Raw genomic sequence first — 18,393 nt, 5'->3', positions numbered from 1 at the left:
CGACGTGCTCATTTCGCGTAGTTGTAGACAGTCGCCCGGGATACGCCGAGCAGGTCGGCGATGATCTGGGCGGCGTCGCGGGATTCGAAGTACCCCTCGTCGCGCAGCCGGCGGACCAGGTCGCGTTTGGCTTCGCGGGAAAGGGAACGCGGGCTGCCGCCTGCCGCACGTTCGATCCTTTCCCGCAGTTCACGCGACGTACGGGAACGCAGGTCTTCGACGACACCGGGCTGCGCGGCGTCAGCGGCGACCAGGCTGCTCAGCGTGTGCGTGAGCGGCGAAAGCACCGAGACGTCGAGGTTCAGGCACAGCGCGGCGATGTACTCGCCGTCGGCGTTCTTGATGCCGATCGACGTGCTCTTGACCGGCCGTCCGTCCGGGAACTGGTTCGCGTAGTTCTGCAGGACGCTCGGGTAGTCCGGGTCGCTGATCCGCCGCAACCCCAGTTCGGTGGCCGGATCGCCGACCTCGCGGCCGGACAGGTTGTTCTCGATCGCGCGGATCGCGTGGTCCGGATCCCGCAGGTCGTGCAGCACGACCTCGCACAGACCGGGGAACATCCGGCCGATCGCGACGGCGATCTTCTCGGTTTCCCGGATGAGGTGCTCGTCCACGCCGCCGCCTTTGACTCATTGTCCAACTTTAGAAAATAAGTCTAGCAGGTGGGCAAAAAGGTGATCCCGGCTCTCGAACCGGGATCAACAGGGGACTTCAGCGAGGCAACGACGAGGCGCGCCAGGCCCCGTCACCAGCGGCGATCGGCGCGTGGACCGCGGCCGCCCGGTCGCCCCACCACGACGTACGACGCCGTGGCGGAGCGGGTGCCGACGCGGCCGCGGCAGTGGCGACCACCGCGGTGAGCGCGGCGAGTTCGGCGTCGTCCGGGTTGCCGCGGACTACGCGGAGCAGGGGAGTGTCCGTCATCGCGGCCTCACAGGGGGATGTTGCCGTGCTTCTTGGGCGGCAGCGATTCGCGCTTGGTGCGCAGCAGGCTCAGCGCCTTGGCGACGTGGCCGCGGGTGTGCGCGGGCACGATCACCGAGTCGACGTAGCCGCGTTCGGCCGCCGCGTACGGGTTGAGCAGCGTGTCCTCGTACTCCTGGATGAGGTCCGCGCGCAACGCGTCAACATCGCGACCCTCCGCCGCCGCGTTGGCCAGCGTCTTGCGGTGCACGATGTTCGCCGCGCCCTGCGCGCCCATCACCGCGACCTGCGCGGTGGGCCAGGCCAGGTTGACGTCCGCGCCGAGGTGCTTGGAGCCCATCACGTCGTACGCGCCGCCGTACGCCTTGCGCGTGATCACCGTGATCAGCGGGACGGTCGCCTCCGCGTACGCGTAGATCAGCTTCGCGCCGCGGCGGATGATGCCGTTCCACTCCTGGTCGGTGCCGGGAAGGAAGCCGGGAACGTCCACAAAGGTCAGCACCGGGATGTTGAACGCGTCGCAGGTCCGCACGAACCGGGCGGCCTTCTCGGACGCGTCGATGTCGAGGCAGCCGGCGAACTGCGTCGGCTGGTTCGCCACGACGCCGACGCTCTGCCCGTCGACCCGGCCGAACCCGACCAGGATGTTGGGCGCGAACAGCTCGTGCACCTCGAGGAATTCGCCGTCGTCGAGGACGCGGGTGACGACCTCGTGCATGTCGTACGGCGTGTTCGGCGAGTCCGGGATGAGCGTGTCGAGCTCGCGGTCGGTGTCGGTGACGTTCTCGAAGAAGCCGGCGGGCGGCTGGTTCGCGTCGAACTCCGGCGGCTCGGACAGGTTGTTCTGCGGCAGGTAGGAGAGCAGTTCCTTGACGTAGGCGATGGCGTCCTCGTCGTCGGAACCGAGGTAGTGCGCGACGCCCGACTTGGTGTTGTGCGTGCGCCCGCCGCCGAGTTCCTCGAAGGTGACGTCCTCGCCGGTCACTGTCTTCACGACGTCCGGTCCGGTGATGAACATCTGCGACGTCTCGTCCACCATCACGACGAAGTCGGTGAGCGCGGGGGAGTAGACGTGGCCGCCCGCGTTCGCGCCCATGATCAGCGAGATCTGCGGGATCACGCCGGAGGCCATGGTGTTGCGGCGGAAGATCTCGCCGTACAGGCCGAGCGAGACGACGCCCTCCTGGATCCGCGCGCCGCCGCCCTCGTTGATGCCGATGATCGGACGGCCGGTCTTGATCGCCAGGTCCATCACCTTGACGATCTTCTCGCCGTAGACCTCGCCGAGCGCGCCGCCGAACACCGTCACGTCCTGGCTGAACACGCACACCGGACGTCCGTCGACGGTGCCGTAGCCGGTGACGACGCCGTCGCCGTACGGGCGGTTCTTCTCCAGCCCGAAGTTCGTGGAGCGGTGCCGCGCCAGCTCGTCCAGCTCGACGAACGAGCCCTCGTCGAGCAGCAGATCGATCCGCTCGCGGGCGGTTTTCTTGCCCTTGGCGTGCTGTTTCTCGATCGCGCGCGCCGAACCGGCGTGCACGGCCTCGTCGTAGCGGCGGTAGAGATCCGCGAGCTTGCCGGCCGTCGTGTGGATGTCCGGTTCTCCCTCGGGCGGCGTCCCGAGCGGCTGCGTCGCACTGCTCATGTGGCGGAGCTTAGCTACTGCGCGGTTGCCGCGCGTGTGGCGTAGGACTCCCTCCGCGCTGTGTCGCAGACGAGCACGCGGCCGTCGAGCGTGCCGACGACGAGCCGGTCCGGGGCTCGAGCGCTCAGCGAGAGCGGGACGACGGGATGGCCGTTGACCTGCAGGTGTTGCCGTCCGAGTTCGCGACCGTCGGTGGCGTCGAGCGCGACTATCTCGCCGGAGTTGTCGGCGACGTAGACGGTGTACCCGATGGTGTCCATCGCGGTGACCTGGTGGTCGCCGGTGTGGACCCACTCGGCTTTTCCATCGGGATAGGAGCGGCGGACGACGCAGGAGTTGCCCGGCAGGAGTCCGGCACCGTGGTGGATCGAGGTCGCGTGGACGATCGAGCCGTCGACGAACACGCCGGGGCCGCCGAAGAAGTGCCTGCCTTGGGCCGCGTCCCATTCGAGAGGAAACAAGCGCTCGGTGCGCCGCCGCCGGGGATTGAAGGCGACGACCCATTTGTCCTCGTGCGCTCGCGGGCCCATGCCTTGCAGGAACAGCAGCGCGGGTGCGCGGCGGATGTCGAAGAAGTGGTTGATCAGGTCGTAGCCACCGAGGTCGACGCGGCTTTCCGACGGCAGCACCTCGGTCGGCCCGGAACGCGGGCGGATGGCGAGCCGCCCGGTTTCGTCGGTGCTGAGCACGGCGGGGTGGTCGAAGGTCCGGAGCGCTTCGGAGTATCCGTCGGCGAGCTGGACGCGTTCGATCGTCGAGCCGGAGCGGGTCCAGCCCGCCCACGAGTTGGTGAAGACGGCGGTGCTCTCGTCGGGGTCGACGTAAAGCTGGCAGCCGACGCCCGACGTGGGCACGGACCATTCGCGTTCGCCGGTGGCCGACCAGCACTCCACGGCGACATGTTCAAGGCTGGCGAGAATCCGTCCGTCGTTCAGTGCGGCGACTGCCCACACCTGTCGTCGGTGGTTTCCGCCGGCAACCGCGGCGAGCGGTTCGGCGGGTTCGGTCGCGGGCCCGTCGACCTCCAGCGAACGGGCCTCCACGGCTCGCCAGTCCGGCACGGCGATGGCAACGGCCATTGTGGAGAAGCCGCGCTCTTCTTCCTCGTTCTCGTCGAACACGGACACTTTCGCTTCGAGAGTCTGGCGATCGCGCCAGCGAAGTTCGGTGACCTCACGGCGTTCGCGCAGCAAGGAGGTCGCGCGGCCGGTTTCGAGGTCGAGGACCGTCAGCTCGCCTTCGTAGAAATAGCCGCCGTCGTACGACCCGGAGCCGATGGCCAGGATCGGCAGCTCCGGATGGAACGCCAAAGCGTTGACCGGCCAATGCAGGCGCACGAGGTGAACGCATTCGAGCGTGTCGGCGCGATAGACCCCGACGCGGTTCCAAGCGGTCGGCTCGGACGAATCCGACACGCTGTGCCCGGCCCACAACGGACGTCCCAGCGAACCCCCGACGGCCACATAGCCCGTACGGGAATCGGTCTCGGTCAGCCGCACCTCGCCGACTTCGGCGAATCGGCCGCCGCCGAGAACCTGCTGGACGGTCAGCATTTCGAAGTCGGTCACCAGCGAAGCCTATGCCGGGCGTCAGTTGAATTTTCGGCGTCGAGCCGACCACTGCGGCCGCTGCCGGGCCTAGGGTGGGCAACGTGCTGCTCGCCGACGCCTCGGTCCGCTCGCTCGGGCCTGCCGACCTGTCCGCTTGCCTCGACCTCGGAACCGATCGCGGGTGGCCGCGCGAGGAACGGAAATGGGCGATGCTGCTGGACGTCGGCCGCGGATTCGGCATTGACGCCCCGGATGGCGGTCTCGCCGCGGCGGCGGTGCTGACCCGGACCGGGCCGACCGCGTCGGTGTCGATGGTGGTCGTGGCGGAGCGGTTCGCGCGGCAGGGACTCGGCCGTCGGGTGATGGCGGAGGCGCTCGACGCGGCCGGTGACGCGGTGGTGTCCTTGCACACCACGGAAAACGCGCGTCCGCTGTACGAATCGATGGGCTTCGAGTTCGACGGCGGCTGCAATGACCATCGCGGCCGCTTCGCTGAAGACGGCGGTCCGGCGTCGCGGCCGATCGGTCCGGCAGATGTGGCGCGAGTGTACGAATTGGACAGTGCGTCCCAAGGCTTCGCGCGGCGGGAGTTGTTGAACCGCATGCTGTTCGAGGCCGAGCACGTCCACGTGACCGACGACGGCTACGCGCTCGGCACCGCGCAAGGCGGGGTGCTGGTGATCGGTCCGGTGGTGGCCGCGGACGAGGACCAGGCGCGTGCGCTGATCCGCGGCATCGCCCGCCTCGCGTCGGGTGATCTCCGGCTGGCGGTGGACCATCGGTTTCCGGAGCTGTCGGCGTGGTGCGAGGCGCGCGGGCTGGCGGTGCACGGCCCCGCGCCACGGCTGGTGCTCCACGGAAAAGCGCTGCCGGGACCGGCCGAGGTGCGGTTTTCGCCGTACAACACCGCGCTCGGCTAGCTGTACCGCTTCCGAACCTCGGCCTTCCGCTCGGCCGACCACGGCTCCAGTTCCACCTTGAACGTCCCGGCGAACAACGCGTTCAGCTGCTCATGCCGTGCGGTCAGCAGATCCGGCAGTTGTTCCTTCAGCTCCGCCGGAACGGTCTGGGTCAGCTCCACCCGCACCCCGTCCAGCGGGTCCGCCGTGACTTCCCATCGGACCTCCCCGGCCGGTTTCCCGTCGTGCAACCAGGTGTGGGCCAGCACCTCCGGCGAACGCGACTCCAGCACCTCCGCCCCGGCTTCCGGCTGGGGCAGCCGCTTCCAGACGTCCTCGGCAGGCGGCCAGACCAGGTCCCGGCGGAACCGAATCGTCCCGCCGTCCAGGACCTCGCCGTCCTCCAGGCCGAATTCCTCGAGGTAGTGCACCATCCGCGCGTGCCAGTCGGTCGGCATCTCCGGCGTCCGGCCGTCCAGCGTGGCTTCGAGGGAATCGAGGCAGGCGACCCAGCCGGTGACGTGCCGTCCCGCGCCGAGCAGAGCGATGTCGGGCTCGCCGCGGTTGAAGACGTGGGTGAAGGCGAGCTTGCTGCCCGTGCCGTCAGCCGAAACCTCGATCCGGATCAGGTCCGAGTTCCAGGTGAACTCGAAGACCTCCGGCGGCTGGTAGCCGACGATCTCACCCTCGCTGACGTCCCCGGTTTCGGTGAAGGTGAACGTGATCTTCCCGCCCGGCGCCGGAGTGTCGGGCAGCGTGACCGCGGCGGGGAACCAGTGCGCCAGCTCTCCCGGCGAGGTGACCGCGCGCCACACCTTCTCCGGCGGATGCGCCAGGGTCCGTTCGAGGGTGACGCTCGGTCGTCCACCAGGAGTGGTTCGCAGGATCGCCATGCCCGTATATAACCATGGAGGTATATAAGGGTCAAGCGGTCAGATGCACGCCGTACCCGGTCTGACCTGGGGCGACTTCGGGAAGCAGGACGAGCCGCCGGTCGTAGTCGCCGCCGTCCTGCGTGCGGTACGGCAGCGGATCGGTCGTTTCCAGGGAGTGCAAACGTTTGCGCAGCTGCTCGACGACGCAGTCGAACTTCTCCGGCGTCATCCGGTTCGTGCCGGTCACCTTGAGCGGCGGCAGGACCGTCATGCCGGTGTAGAAGAGCGTGGCGTGCTGGACGTTGAACAGCAGATCGTCCAGCGAACCATGCGCGCCGCGCGGGCCGAGGCTGTCCTCGTGCGCGCCGGCGGTGACGATGACCATCGCGCGTTTCCCGGCCAGGACGCCGTTGCCGTAGCGCAGGGTGTGGCCGGTTTCGTCGCGGTAGTCGTAGCCGTATCCCTGCACGAAAACGCGGTCGAACCAGCCCTTCAGGATGGCCGGGGTGTCCGCCCACCAGAGCGGGAACTGGACGACGACCGTGTCCGCCCAGTCGAGTTTTTCGTGCTCGATCCGGACGTCCTCGGGCACGGTCGCGATCTCGTCGACGACCGGGTTCCAGCTCATCGCGTAGAGATCGGATTCGCGCACGTCGTGGCCGAGGTCGCGCAGCGTCGTGACGCCTTCGTCGCGAAGCGCGCCGTTGAGCGAGGCGGGGTCGGGGTGGGCGTAGATCCACAAGACGTTCATGAGGCCAGGGTGCAACCGGCGAAACGGCCAAAACAGTGGCCCGATGGCCACCTTGTGCAAGAATCGGGCCATGGCTGTTTTTCGGCATCCGGAGCGGCACAAGGTCGCCGTGCTGGTGCGGCACGGCATGCTCGTGATGGAACTCGGCATCGTCCACCGGCTGTTCGGCCAGGCCAGATCCGCGGACGGCGAGCGGTTGTACGAGGTCGTCACCTGCACGCCGGAGCCCGGCGACATCCGCACCGATTCGGACTTCACCATCCCGGTCGCGCAGGGCCCGGAGGCCGTGGCCGAGGCGGACACGGTGATCGTTCCCGCGTCGTCGCTCGAGTACGAGCCCACCGGACGGCAGCTGACCCCGCAGCTCAAGCACGCGATGAGCCTGGTGTGCCCGGACAGCCGGATCGCCTCGATCTGCACCGGCGCGTACGTGCTCGCCGCGATGGGCCTGCTCGACGGCCGCCGCGCGACCACACACTGGCGTTCGGCGTGCGAGTTCCAGCTCGAATACCCGCGCGTGCAACTCGACCCGGACGTGCTCTACACCGAGGACGGCAACGTCTTCACCTCGGCGGGCGTCGCGTCCGGCATCGATCTCTGCCTGCACCTGATCCGGCGCGATTTCGGCGCGGCGGTCGCCAACGAGGTCGCTCGCGGCACGGTCGTTTCGCCGCATCGCGAGGGCGGGCAGGCCCAGTTCATCCGCCGTCCGGTGCCGGAGCCGCGGTCGTCGTCCACCTCGGCCGCGCGGGCGTGGGCGCTGGAGCATCTCGACCAGCCGATCACGCTGCGCGACCTCGCGGTGCGCGAGTCGATGAGCACGCGGACGTTCACCCGGCGGTTCCGGGACGAGGTCGGGATGTCGGCGCTGCAGTGGCTGACCCAGCAGCGGGTGGAGCGTGCGCGGCAGTTGCTGGAGGAGTCGGAGCTGCCGGTCGACCGGGTCGCCGCGGCGTGCGGATTCGGGACGGCGGCGTCGCTGCGCCAGCACCTGCAGGCCGCGCTCGGGGTGTCGCCGAGCGCGTACCGGACCACCTTCCGGCGTCCGGCCTGAACGCGGCGGTCCGTGGCAGCGCTGTTCGCGGGCTGCCACGGACCGACCCCCAGCGGCACTCATCCTTGCGAGCGGACCAGGGTGTTCGGTACCCCGGTGACCAGGTCTTACAGAATCTGACACGCGTCAGGAGACGACCGTCACCAGTACGTACACCGGACGGCGGGTGGAGAAGAACTCCTTGCCGTTCGCGTCGACCATCTTCCAGCCGATCCAGCAGCGCCCCGGCGCGGGCGAAGCGGTCAGCGGAACGCTCACCATCACGTGATCGCCCGGCGGGGTGTCGCCGATGAGCACCCGGTCCGGGGTGCGGCAGCTTCCCGGGCTCGGCGGCAGGTCCATCCGCTGCAGGTAGCGCTGATGCCAGGCGACCGAGCCGGTGTTCTGCAGCTCCCACACCTTCTGGACGGTCTCGCCGACGTGGATCACGGTGCCGTCGGGCACGGTCACGTCGCCGACGAACTTCGAGTTGTCGCCGGCGACGCGCGCACCGACGTCGACCAGGCTGCCGCTCTTCAGCTTCGGCACCACGATCGCGCCGACCGCGGCGACAAGCACGACGACGGACGCGACCGCGGCCAGCGCGTACTTACGACGGCGCCGGGGCCTCTCCGGGACGGCCGGTTCCGCGCTGATCAGCACTGGCTCCGCCGCCGTTTTGACGATGTCGGCCTCGGTCGCTTCGACGACGGGAACCGCGGGCTCCGGAGGGACGCCCTTCAGCTCTTCCCAGCGTCGCCGCCACTGTTGTTCGTCCGCGTCGCACGCTCGGACGAACTCGCGCGTGGTGTCCCACGACGGGAACCGGGTGCCGCGGACCGCCTCGTGCAGCGTGGTGTGCGAGATCTGCCCGGAGCGGTCGGCCATCTTGCGGAACGACGGATTCCCGGCCCGCGCGCGCAGTGCGGCCAGTTCCGCGGAGAGCACCTCGGCGGCAGATTGCCCGTCGCCCATCGCTCTCCCTGGTTGTCAGATCCGCTGGTCGGACCAGTCTGACATTCCAGTTCGGCACAGCTGGGCGCACCCCGGCCGCGGCCGCGGCGAGGCGGCCGCGACCGGTGCGCGTCACTGCCAGGCGTCGGTGATCGGCGTCTCGCCGGCCGCGTTGCCGAGGCCGGGGAGACCGTTGGCGGCCTCCATGGTGCGCAGGACGGTGTAGTGGTTGATCGTCTCCGCGTAGTCGCCCTGCTTCACATGCGCGCCGGTGAACGACGTGTAGATCTGGTTGGTCGAGGTGCCTTCGTCCTCGTCGAACGTCACGATCAGCAGGCTGTTGTGCGTCTTGGCCCACTGTGCGTAGCCGTCGAGGTTGTTCTTCAGCCAGGTGTCGCCGGTGCCGACCGAACAGTCGTGCATGTCGTTGCACATGTTCGGGGTCACGAACGCGACGCTGGGCAGCTGCGAGTAGTCCGTCGGGAACCGGGAGTAGCGCAGGTTGCTCGACGCGGGCACGTTCGAGAAGTCGACCCAGCTGTTGTGCTTGCGCCGGTACTCGCCGGACGAGCAGCCGGTGTAGCCGTCGGACGGCATGGACTCCGAGTAGCCGGTGAAGCTCTTCCCCGCGCCGGCGAGCTGCGATCCGAGGTTGTCCTTCGCGCCGAGGTTTTGCGGGCAGGTGTCGTCGGTGACGCCCTGGGTATCGCCCGAGAACAGTGCGACGTAGTTCGGCTGGCTCGGGTGCGTGATCGCATGGGAGTCGGTGAAGTTCGCGCCCTGCGCGGCGAGCGAGGCGAAGTAGGGCGCGGTGGTCGAGTCGATCGACGTCGACGATTCGTTCTCGAACATGACGAGCACGATGTGGTCGAAGGTGGGCACGGACGCCGCTGCTGAGGCGGGTTGGGCGGCGGTCGCCGCACCGAGAATCGCCGTCGCGACGGCGGCCACGATCCGCTTGCGGAACACAGGTCCTCCAAGATCGGCCGGGAAATGCGCTCAGGTGGGAGCGGCATAGACCGTGCCACGGCGAAGGCGTCCCGGAGAGCGGCCGGTGGGTGAATAACTGGCGACCACTCGTCCGGGGCACGACTTTCGGCGGGTCAGCGCGCGAGCAGGTCCCGCAGCGATTTCGTAACGCTGGCAGGGGAAGTCTCGGCCATGAAATGTCCACTGTGCACGGTTTCGTGCACAAGGTCCGGTGCCCACGCGCGCCAGAGCGCGGTCGCGTCGAAGCCCAGCGCGTCGCCCCAGCCCTGCTGCAGCACCGTAGTCGGCATCTTCAGCTGGTTGCCCGCGTCGCGGTCGGCGCGGTCGTGTTCGATGTCGATGCCCGCGGAGGCGCGGTAGTCGGCGACGATCGACGGGACGGCGTTGCGGCTCGCTTCGAGATAGCGGGCGCGGATGTCGGCCGGGATGGACTCCGGGTCGGCGCCCCACTGGTCGAGGAAGTAGCTGAAGAACGCGTCCGGCGCGCCGCTGATCAGCTGCTCGGGCAGGCCGGGCGGCTGCGCCATCAGGTAGAGGTGGAAGGCGACGGACGCGCTGACGCCGTGCAGCACCTCCCACATGTCCAGCGTCGGCAGCACGTCGAGGATGGCCAGGTGGGACACGTGGTCCGGGTGGTCGAGGCCGGCGCGGATCGCGACGAGCGCGCCGCGGTCGTGCCCGGCGAGCGCGAACTTTTCGTGGCCGAAGGCGCGCGCGAGGGCGACGACGTCGGCGGCCATCGTGCGCTTGGAGTAGGTCTCGCCGTCGTCGGCAGGCTTGTCGCTGTCGCCGTAGCCGCGCAGGTCAGGGCACAGCACGGTGTGGTCGGCGGCGAGGTCGGCGGCGACGTGCCGCCACATCAGGTGGGTCTGCGGGAAGCCGTGCAGGAGGACGACGGGCGAGCCGGAGCCCGCGACCGCCACGTTGAGGGACACGCCGTCGGCGACGGGCACCCGCTGGTAGTCGAAGTTCATGCGACCCAGCGTGCGCCGGGCCGATCAGCAACCGATCAGCAGCGACCGAGCTGATTACAGTACGGAACTGATGACCATCTCGTTCTCGGTGCTCGGCCCCCTGGCGGCCTGCGACGCACGCGGGCCGGTGGCGTTGCCCGGGCCGCGGCATCGCGCGGTGCTCGCGCGTCTGCTCGTCGCTCGCGGGCAGGTGGTGTCGACGGACGCGCTGGTCGACGCGTTGTGGACCGAGCCGCGGGCGGGTGCGGTCGGTGCGGTGCAGACGTTCGTCGGTGCGCTGCGGCGTTCGCTCGAACCGGACCGTCCACCGCGGACGCCCGCGAAACTGCTGGTCACCGCCGGGCCGGGATATGCGCTGCGGGCGGAACCGGAGCAGGTCGACGCGTGGCGGTTCGAGGCGTTGCTGCGCGGGACGCCGTCGGTCGCGCAGTTGGACGAGGCGCTCGGCTGGTGGCGGGGCGAGCCGTACGCGGAGTTCGCGGACGAGCCGTGGGCGCGGGCCGAACGGGCTCGGCTGGACGAACTGCGGCTGCTCGCGCTGGAGCGTCGGGCGGCGGGTCTGCTGGATCTCGGCCGTGCTGCCGAAGCCGTGCCGGATCTCGAGTCCCTTGTGGACGCTCATCCGCTGCGCGAGGAAGCGTGGCGACTGCTGGCGCTCGCGTTGTACCGCGCTGGCCGTCAGGGGGACGCGCTTGCTGCCTTGCGTCGGGCGCGGGCCGGGTTGGCGGCGGAGCTGGGGGTCGATCCTGGACCGGCGTTGCGGCAGGCGGAGCAGGACATCCTGGCGCAGGCTCCGCAGTTGGCCCCGGCTGTTCCCGGTCGGCTGGCCGGGCGGGATCCGGAGCTGGCGCGGCTCACCGAGGTCGCGGCGGAAGTGGCTGACCGCAAGCGTTTCCGCCTCGTGCTGGTGTCCGGCGAGGCGGGCGCGGGCAAGACGGCGCTGGTCGAGGAATTCGCCGCACGGCTGGGCTGGACCACGGCGTGGGGCCTCAATCCGGACGGTGCCGGAGTGCCGCCCGCCTGGCCGTGGACACGGATTCTTGCTGCGTTGGGCGAACCGGTCCCGCCGCGGGCGACCGGGGGCGATCCGGCGGTCGCGCGCTTCGAATGGCATCAGGCAATGGCGGCACGGATTTCCGAGGTGGCTCGCCGGGGTCCGTTGTTGCTCGTTCTGGACGATTTGCAGTGGGCTGGCGAGGAAACCCTGGCACTGCTGACGTCGATGACCGCGGCTCCGGTGCTGCTGGTCGCGACGTATCGGACCACCGAGATCTCCACAGAACTGACCGCGGCCTTGGGCAGACTCGCGCGCGCCGACCCGGTTCGGCTGTATCTGGGCGGGCTTTCGGTCGAGGCGGTCGCCGAATTGGTCGGGCCCGAGTCGGCCGCGGTGATTCACCGGCGTTCTGGCGGAAACCCGTTCTTCGTCAAGGAACTCGCCCGCGCGCTGGATGCCGAAGGCGACCTGCCGGACGGGGTACGCGACGTCGTCCGGAACCGGATCGCCGCGTTGCCCGACCATGTACGCGCGGTGCTGGGGAAGGCTGCGGTGATCGGCGCGGACGTCGACCTCGGCGTGCTCGGTGACGTCCTGGACGAGCTGGAAACCGCTGTGCAGGCAGGGTTTCTGGTCGAAATCGGACCGAGGGCGTTCCGGTTCGCGCACGCGCTCGTTCGCGACGCCGTCTACGATGGCCTTTCGCTCGCTCGACGCGCACAGCTGCACCGCGAAGTCGGCGAGGCGTTGGCGAGCCGTCGACCGTCCGCGATTTCCTTGCTGGCGCACCACTTCTTGCTCGCCGGAGACGATCGCGGCACCGCCTACGCGCAAGCAGCCGCGGAACGTGCCGAACGAGATTTCGCGCCGCACGAAGCACTTCGGCTCTGGCAAGCCGCTTTGGCGCAAGGCCCGCGTACGGTGGAATTGCTGATGGGCCTCGCCCGGACGTCCGCGTTCACCGGTTCCTTGGCCGCCGCGCGCCGCTACCGCGCCGAGGCACTGGACCTCGCCGGCGACGATTCCGCGTTGACCATCCGCGTTTTGACCGCCTTCGACGTCCCGGGAATCTGGACCGAGAACGACGATCCCGTGCTGGCCCGCCGCATCGCCGACGCCGCCGAACGCGTGCACACCACCGATCCGCTCGTACGTGCCCGGCTGCTGGCGACCATCGCGTTGGAACTGCGCAACGAAGGCGGTCAACGCGCCCACGACGCGGCTGTCGAGGCGGAGAAACTGGCGCGGTCCGCCGAGGATCCGGCGCTGCTGGCGTTGGCGTTGAACGCACGCTGGACGCAGACCTTCACCCGCGCCGGTCTGGCCCCGGAACGCGCCCGGATCGGCGAGGAACTGGTCGAACTGGCCGCCCGGCACCGGTTGGTGACGTTCGAGGTGCTCGGTCACCTGGTGCTGATGCAGGCCCGCTCAGCGCTGGCCGACTTCGCCGCCGCCGACACCCACGCGACCGCGGCGGACCGGCTGGGGGAGCAGTACGACCTCCCGCTCGTCAGCGTGTTCACCGACTGGTACCGCGCGCTCCGCCTGGCCGTCACCGGTCCGGTCGCCGCCGCGGAAGCCGCCTACCGCAGCGCCGCGGCCCGGTTGTCCGGCAGCGGAATGTCCGGAGTGGACCGCGGCCTGCTGCCGCTGGCCCGGCATTGCCTTTACGTTCAGCACGGCCTGGAGTCCACAGTGGACTTCACGCTGCCGCCGGATCGCCCGGACCTGTTCCTGGAACTCCGGGCGTGCCTTACCGTCTCGACCGGCGACGCACGCGAGCTGTATGCGCGACTGGCTCCCGCGGAGAACGAGCTGGCCGGTGCCGGTTCCGGCGTGGTGACGCTCGGCCCGGTCGCCTACTACCTGGGCGAACTGGTTGTCCGGCTGGGATTGCCGCCCGACGAGCACTACCGCAAGGCCGCCGAAGTGGCCCGCCGCGCGGGTGCCGCGCACTGGGTCAGTCGACTACGTACCATTTCCCGCCGCGATTCTCCATGACCGCGTCGCCGAGGTCGCTGTCGGTGAACTTGACGGAAGCCTTGACCGCGCGCGCCGGGATCTCGACCCGCTTGGCCCCTTCCTTGATCTTGGACCGGTCGACGGTGGCCGTCTGCAGGGCCTTCTTCTGCGCCGGGGAGATCAGCTGGAACGCCATCGGCATGGTCTTCTCGCACGGTCCCATGCCCTGGTCTTCCGCCTGCTTGGCGGCCGGACCGGCGATCTCGCACACCGTCGCTAGGTCCTGCCTGCCCGCCGCGTGCATGAAGGCTTCGTACCGATCGACCGCGTCGCCGCCGGTCGACTCCGCCGCGGAGGACGTCGCCGGTGCCGCCGAGGTCGACGGCGACGGCTGCGCGGCTGAGGACGACGCGGGTGCGCTCGAGGGCGCGGAGGGAGCGGGAGCCGCGGTGCCGCCGCTTTCGCCGGAGCAGCTGCTGATCAGGAGGGCAGCGCCCACGGCGAGAAAGGGGAGCATACGAGCGGACATGGCGTGCCTTTCCCGTCAGGAAGAATGCTCCGGAGCATAAGCGACAGACGGGCGCTGCGTGCGGAAACGGGAAAGTTGCCGCTGATCCTGAGGTTCGACGTCAGTTCGCCGGATGCCCCGCCCCGGCGTAGTCGTCGCCTGGCCGGTGGAACGTGTGGATCTGGATCGCCTGGCCCTCGGTCGGCGCGTTGATCATCAGGCCGTTCCCCAGGTACAGCCCGACGTGGTGGATGTGCGCCTGGCTGCCGTAGAAGACGAGGTCGCCCAGCTGCGGTTCCTGCCCGGCCGGAACCGGCGGCATCGAGCGGAACTGGCTGTCCGCCGTGCGCGGCAAGGAAACCCCGGCGCTGTCGTAGGAAGCCTTGGTGAGACCCGAGCAGTCGAAGCCGGCCGCGCCCGCGTCGGGGCCGTTGCCGCCCCACACGTACGGCAGGCCGAGCTGTCCGAGCGCGAATCGCGTGGCGCGCACCGACGGCGCGTTCGCCTTCGCCGGGTCCAGGGAAAGCGTCGCGTACAGCTGGGCGTAGCCGAGCACGCGCTGCCGGAACAGCTCCATGCCGCTGCCGTTCTCGTAACCGGCGACGGCCTTCCACCAGCCGTTGCCCGCGGACAGGTCGACGCCGCTCGCGCACAGTGCGCGTCCCGCCGCGACGGACGCGGCCGACGGGTCGGACAGCGCCGGGTTCGCGATGCCGGGGATCTGCGCGCCGTACTTCTTCCACTGCTGCGTCGAAAGCCCCATCGGCTCGCCGTCGCCGCGGCCGTGGTTGTTGCCGGCGACGCCGAGGCCCGCCAGCGTGACCCACGACAGGTGACAGTCCGGGCGCTCCTTGCGCATGGTCAGCTCGCCGTTGGCGTACCCGAGCAAAACGGGGGCCGGGATGTCCAGCGGCCCGGCGAGCGAATCCGCCCACTTCTGCAGCGGGGCCGGACCACCGCCTCCGCCGGCCGCACCCTGCGCCGGTTCCTGCGCTTGCACCGGAGCGCTCGCCTGCAGCACCGACGGACCGCTGACGGTCTGCGTGGGCACCGGGGCGGTGAGCGCGGCCTGCGCCGGAACGGGAGCGGGCTGGTCGCGTCCGGCGACCAGCCAGCCCGCGGTGGCGAGGCCGGCGACCAGCGGCAACGCCACGAGCCCGCGATACAGCGCGCCGCGAGCCCAAGCGGGCTTCGGCGGCGCGTCGGCGGTGGGGGTCTCCGGCGTCACGGCGTCCAATCTAGAAGAGCGCACCTCTGGGTAACGAGCGAACGGCTTGCACGTTAGGGGGACTCTCATATTGTGGGCACATGGCTGAACTCGACGCGGCGCGGCTGCGGGACGGACTCGGCGGCCGCTACGCCCGCCTCGACGTCGTGGAGACGACCGGTTCCACCAATGCTGACCTGCGGGAAGCGCTCGTCGCGGGAGCGGCGGACCGGACCGTTTTGCTGGCCGAACACCAGACGGCCGGGGTCGGACGGCGGGCTCGTTCGTGGAGTTCGCCGAAGGGTGCCGGGCTCTACCTGAGCATCGCGCTGCGCCCGGCGGGCGTGCCGTTCTCCGCGCTCGGTTCACTGTCCGTGGTCGCTGGGCTCGCGGTGCACGCGCTCGCCACCGATCTGGGCGTCGACGTCGCCCTCAAATGGCCTAACGACGTGCTCGCCGGGCCGGACCGGGCCAAGTGCGCGGGCATCCTCGCCGAGGCCGTCGGCGCCGACGACGCGGCCGTGGTGCTCGGCATCGGGCTGAACGTCCTGCCGCTCGGCGACGACGTCCCGGCCGGTCCGGGCGGTCTTCCCGCGACCTCGCTCGCCGAGCAGGGCGCGACGACCACCGACCGCACCGAGGTCGCGCTCGGCCTGCTGACCAGGTTCGACGACCTCGAACGCCGCTGGCGGACGGCGGGCGGCGACCTCACCGAGGCCGGTCTGCTCGGCGACTACCGCGCCCGCTGCGCGACGCTCGGCCAGGACGTCCAGGTGCAGCTGCCGGACGGGTCGACGCTCACCGGCCGCGCCGCGGACCTGGACGCGTCCGGCCAGTTGCAGGTCGACGTCCCCGACGGACGGCGGCTGACCGTCTTCGCCGGTGATGTGGTGCACGTCCGCCCTGCTTGACCGGAACGGGCGCGCCCGCGCGAGGCCCGCGCCGGTACGGTGGATCCACCACATCGGCACACATTCGCAGGGGAGCGCCCGCCGTGGCCTATCCGGACGATTTGCTCAGCCAGAACGAACGCGTGGTGGTGCACAGCCACCCGCATTTCAAGATGCTGATCTTCCCGTTCCTGGCGTTCGTGATCACCGTCGGCGCCGCGGTGTGGCTGCTCGTGGTCACGCGGGACCTCGCCGGTCCGTGGAACAACGTGTCGATGATCGCGATCGCGGTGGTGGCGCTCGTCCTGGTGGTGTGGCTGTTCCTCGCGCCGCTCGTCCGCTGGCGCACGACGCACTTCATCGTGACGACCGACCGGCTGATCGCGCGCGAGGGCGTGCTCAAGCGCACCGGCATCGACATCCCGCTGTCGCGGATCAACAGCGTGCAGTTCGAGCACGGCCTGCTCGACCGGATCTTCGGCTGCGGCACGCTCATCATCGAATCGGCCTCGGACGAGCCGCTGCGCTTCGATGACATTCCCCACGTCGAGCACGTGCACACGGTCATTTACCGCGAAGTCAACGACAATCCCTACGACGACTACCACGGCGCGCCCGGTCCGCAGGACACCGAACCTCTGCCCCCGCGCGGCCGGGAACCGCGCGGAAGGAGACGCTGACGTGGGTGCTCGAGAGGTCGGCCTGCCGGAACGGGTCCCCGCGGGCGGGTTGCCGCCGCGGGTCGAGATCTGGGAGGTCGGGGCGCGCGACGGGCTGCAGAACGAGAGCTCGGTCGTGCCGGTCGAGGTCAAGCTCGAATTCCTGGACCGGCTCGCCGGTGCCGGGCTGACCACCCTCGAGGCGACCAGCTTCGTGCACCCGAAGTGGGTGCCGCAGCTCGCCGACGCCGAACAGCTGCTCGCCGGGCTCGACCGCCACGACGGCGTCCGCTACCCGGTGCTGGTCCCGAACGACCGCGGCCTCAACCGCGCGCTCGACGCGGGAGTCGACCACATCGCGATCTTCGCCAGCGCCACCGAGACCTTCGCCCAGCGCAACCTGAACTCGACCTTCGACGACCAGTTCGGCATGTTCGAACCGGTCGTGACGCGGGCCCGCAAGGAGGGCCTCGAAGTCCGCGGGTACCTGTCGATGTGCTTCGGCGACCCGTGGGAGGGCGTGGTCGACGTGGAGCAGGTCGTGCGCGCGGGCAAACGGCTGCTCGACTTCGGCTGCTCGCAGCTTTCGCTCGGCGACACCATCGGCGTCGCGACCACGAACCAGGTCACCCGGCTGATCGAGGCCTTCGGGGACACTTCGGCGCTCGCCGTGCACTTCCACGACACCTACGGCCAGGCGCTGGCCAACACCGAGGCCGCGCTCCGCGCCGGTGTGTCCACTGTGGACTCGTCGGCCGGCGGTCTCGGCGGCTGCCCGTACGCCGAGTCGGCGACCGGCAACCTGGCGACCGAGGATCTGGTCTGGCTGCTGGAAGGGCTGGGCGTGGAGCACGGTGCCGATCTCGGCAAGCTGGTGGAGACTAGCGTGTGGATGGCAGGGCAGCTCGGCCGTCCGTCGCCGTCGCGGGTCGTGAACGCGCTTGCCGGATAGCGTTCCCGAATTCGTTCCGCTCAGCGCGGAGACGTGGCCGTTGTTCGAGCGGCTCTTCGGCCCCGGCGGGGTACAGGGCGGCTGCTGGTGCACGTTCTTCCGGCTCAGCGGTCCGGACTACAAGGCCGCCGGTCGCGATGGCCGCAAGGAGCACGTCCGAGGCGAGGCGCAGGACGGGAAACCGTTGGGGCTCTTGGGCATCGTCGACGGCGAGCCGCTGGGCTGGGTGGCCGTGTCGCCGCGGAAGGACAATCCGCGGCTGGCGCGCTCGCGCGTGATGGCGTCGGACGAACCCGGCGCGGTCTGGTCGGTGACCTGCTTCTACATCCACCGTCGCGGCCGCCGTCGCGGGCTGGCGTCGGCGTTGCTGCGGGCTGCCGTGGACTACGCCGCCGAACAGGGCGCGGAAACTGTCGAGGGGTATCCGGTGGAGGTCGGTTCTCGGTCGACCTCCTCGGACCTCTATCACGGCACTGCCGGCATGTTCGCCGACGCGGGGTTCGAGGTGGTCGAGAAGCGCGGCGTGGCCCGCGCGTTGGTGCGGCGGCGCATCGCGATCGCCCGATAAGGTGGGCTTCCCGTTCGCCCGGAACCTCCTGGTGCGAGCGAGCGTCCGACCCGGT

Annotated in this window: 18 protein-coding genes; 7 read left to right on the top strand and 11 right to left on the bottom strand. The window is 70.0% G+C overall.

What is annotated here, in order from left to right; genetic code table 11:
* Positions 1-8 precede the first annotated feature (8 nt).
* The 4 genes from DMP23_RS29185 to DMP23_RS29170 form a co-directional block, all read right to left on the bottom strand.
* Entirely contained in the window at positions 9-614 is a 606-nt protein-coding gene (locus tag DMP23_RS29185) for a helix-turn-helix transcriptional regulator (RefSeq protein WP_337823123.1), read from the bottom strand.
* A gap of 97 nt (positions 615-711) precedes the next feature.
* Complete coding sequence (locus DMP23_RS29180; RefSeq protein WP_134669344.1) at positions 712-924, bottom strand: acyl-CoA carboxylase epsilon subunit; 213 nt, start codon at positions 922-924, stop codon at positions 712-714.
* Between the two features lie 7 nt (positions 925-931).
* Complete coding sequence (locus DMP23_RS29175; protein WP_043831873.1) at positions 932-2,569, bottom strand: acyl-CoA carboxylase subunit beta; 1,638 nt, start codon at positions 2,567-2,569, stop codon at positions 932-934.
* 14 nt (positions 2,570-2,583) lie between these two features.
* Positions 2,584-4,137, bottom strand: coding sequence for a hypothetical protein (locus DMP23_RS29170; RefSeq protein WP_337823122.1), 1,554 nt, complete (start codon positions 4,135-4,137; stop codon positions 2,584-2,586).
* A gap of 83 nt (positions 4,138-4,220) precedes the next feature.
* Here DMP23_RS29170 and DMP23_RS29165 point away from each other — a divergent pair, with 83 nt between their 5' ends.
* On the top strand, positions 4,221-5,039 hold the full coding sequence (locus DMP23_RS29165; protein WP_337823121.1) for a GNAT family N-acetyltransferase: 819 nt from the start codon (positions 4,221-4,223) through the stop codon (positions 5,037-5,039).
* Here DMP23_RS29165 and DMP23_RS29160 read toward each other — a convergent pair.
* Positions 5,036-5,911 carry an SRPBCC domain-containing protein gene (locus DMP23_RS29160; protein WP_337823120.1) on the bottom strand — a complete coding sequence of 292 codons (876 nt, stop codon included), beginning with the start codon at positions 5,909-5,911 and terminating at the stop codon, positions 5,036-5,038. The genes DMP23_RS29165 and DMP23_RS29160 overlap by 4 nt on opposite strands.
* A 31-nt stretch (positions 5,912-5,942) precedes the next feature.
* Entirely contained in the window at positions 5,943-6,644 is a 702-nt protein-coding gene (locus tag DMP23_RS29155) for an NAD(P)H-dependent oxidoreductase (protein WP_337823119.1), read from the bottom strand.
* A gap of 70 nt (positions 6,645-6,714) precedes the next feature.
* Here DMP23_RS29155 and DMP23_RS29150 point away from each other — a divergent pair, with 70 nt between their 5' ends.
* Positions 6,715-7,698, top strand: coding sequence for a GlxA family transcriptional regulator (locus tag DMP23_RS29150; protein ID WP_106961292.1), 984 nt, complete (start codon positions 6,715-6,717; stop codon positions 7,696-7,698).
* A gap of 126 nt (positions 7,699-7,824) precedes the next feature.
* Here the strand turns inward: DMP23_RS29150 and DMP23_RS29145 are convergent, their stop codons facing one another.
* The 3 genes from DMP23_RS29145 to DMP23_RS29135 all read right to left on the bottom strand — a co-directional run bounded on the left by DMP23_RS29145 (position 7,825) and on the right by DMP23_RS29135 (position 10,595).
* A complete protein-coding gene (locus tag DMP23_RS29145; RefSeq protein WP_337823118.1) occupies positions 7,825-8,652 on the bottom strand; it encodes an NBR1-Ig-like domain-containing protein in 828 nt (275 codons plus the stop codon).
* 111 nt (positions 8,653-8,763) lie between these two features.
* Positions 8,764-9,600 (bottom strand): alkaline phosphatase family protein, encoded by an 837-nt coding sequence (locus DMP23_RS29140; RefSeq protein WP_037816025.1) that lies wholly within the window; start codon positions 9,598-9,600, stop codon positions 8,764-8,766.
* Between the two features lie 134 nt (positions 9,601-9,734).
* Entirely contained in the window at positions 9,735-10,595 is an 861-nt protein-coding gene (locus DMP23_RS29135) for an alpha/beta fold hydrolase (protein ID WP_275294418.1), read from the bottom strand.
* A gap of 70 nt (positions 10,596-10,665) precedes the next feature.
* Between DMP23_RS29135 and DMP23_RS29130 the strand changes: the two genes are divergently transcribed.
* Complete coding sequence (locus DMP23_RS29130) at positions 10,666-13,593, top strand: BTAD domain-containing putative transcriptional regulator (protein WP_337823117.1); 2,928 nt, start codon at positions 10,666-10,668, stop codon at positions 13,591-13,593.
* Here DMP23_RS29130 and DMP23_RS29125 read toward each other — a convergent pair.
* Together DMP23_RS29125 and DMP23_RS29120 are read right to left on the bottom strand one after the other, a co-directional pair.
* A complete protein-coding gene (locus DMP23_RS29125; RefSeq protein ID WP_337823116.1) occupies positions 13,553-14,053 on the bottom strand; it encodes a hypothetical protein in 501 nt (166 codons plus the stop codon). The genes DMP23_RS29130 and DMP23_RS29125 overlap by 41 nt on opposite strands.
* 130 nt (positions 14,054-14,183) lie before the next feature.
* The gene (locus DMP23_RS29120; protein WP_037816020.1) at positions 14,184-15,290 is read right to left on the bottom strand and encodes a C40 family peptidase; all 1,107 of its coding nucleotides are present in this window, start codon (positions 15,288-15,290) and stop codon (positions 14,184-14,186) included.
* Between the two features lie 80 nt (positions 15,291-15,370).
* Here DMP23_RS29120 and DMP23_RS29115 point away from each other — a divergent pair, with 80 nt between their 5' ends.
* From DMP23_RS29115 to DMP23_RS29100, 4 genes are all read left to right on the top strand, one after another.
* Positions 15,371-16,180 carry a biotin--[acetyl-CoA-carboxylase] ligase gene (locus DMP23_RS29115; protein ID WP_134732588.1) on the top strand — a complete coding sequence of 270 codons (810 nt, stop codon included), beginning with the start codon at positions 15,371-15,373 and terminating at the stop codon, positions 16,178-16,180.
* Positions 16,181-16,263: 83 nt separating this feature from the next.
* Positions 16,264-16,839 (top strand): PH domain-containing protein, encoded by a 576-nt coding sequence (locus DMP23_RS29110; protein WP_037816017.1) that lies wholly within the window; start codon positions 16,264-16,266, stop codon positions 16,837-16,839.
* 1 nt (position 16,840) lies between these two features.
* The gene (locus tag DMP23_RS29105; protein WP_337823115.1) at positions 16,841-17,770 is read left to right on the top strand and encodes a hydroxymethylglutaryl-CoA lyase; all 930 of its coding nucleotides are present in this window, start codon (positions 16,841-16,843) and stop codon (positions 17,768-17,770) included.
* Positions 17,760-18,338, top strand: coding sequence for a GNAT family N-acetyltransferase (locus DMP23_RS29100; RefSeq protein ID WP_337823114.1), 579 nt, complete (start codon positions 17,760-17,762; stop codon positions 18,336-18,338). Before DMP23_RS29105 ends, DMP23_RS29100 begins: the two co-directional genes overlap by 11 nt.
* The last annotated feature ends 55 nt before the right edge of the window (positions 18,339-18,393 follow it).

The sequence above is a fragment of the Amycolatopsis sp. A1MSW2902 genome (assembly GCF_017312175.1).
Lineage (GTDB): Bacteria > Actinomycetota > Actinomycetes > Mycobacteriales > Pseudonocardiaceae > Amycolatopsis > Amycolatopsis nivea.
The sequence above is the reverse complement of the archived record's forward strand: the minus strand, read 5'-3'. Positions and strand labels throughout refer to the sequence as shown.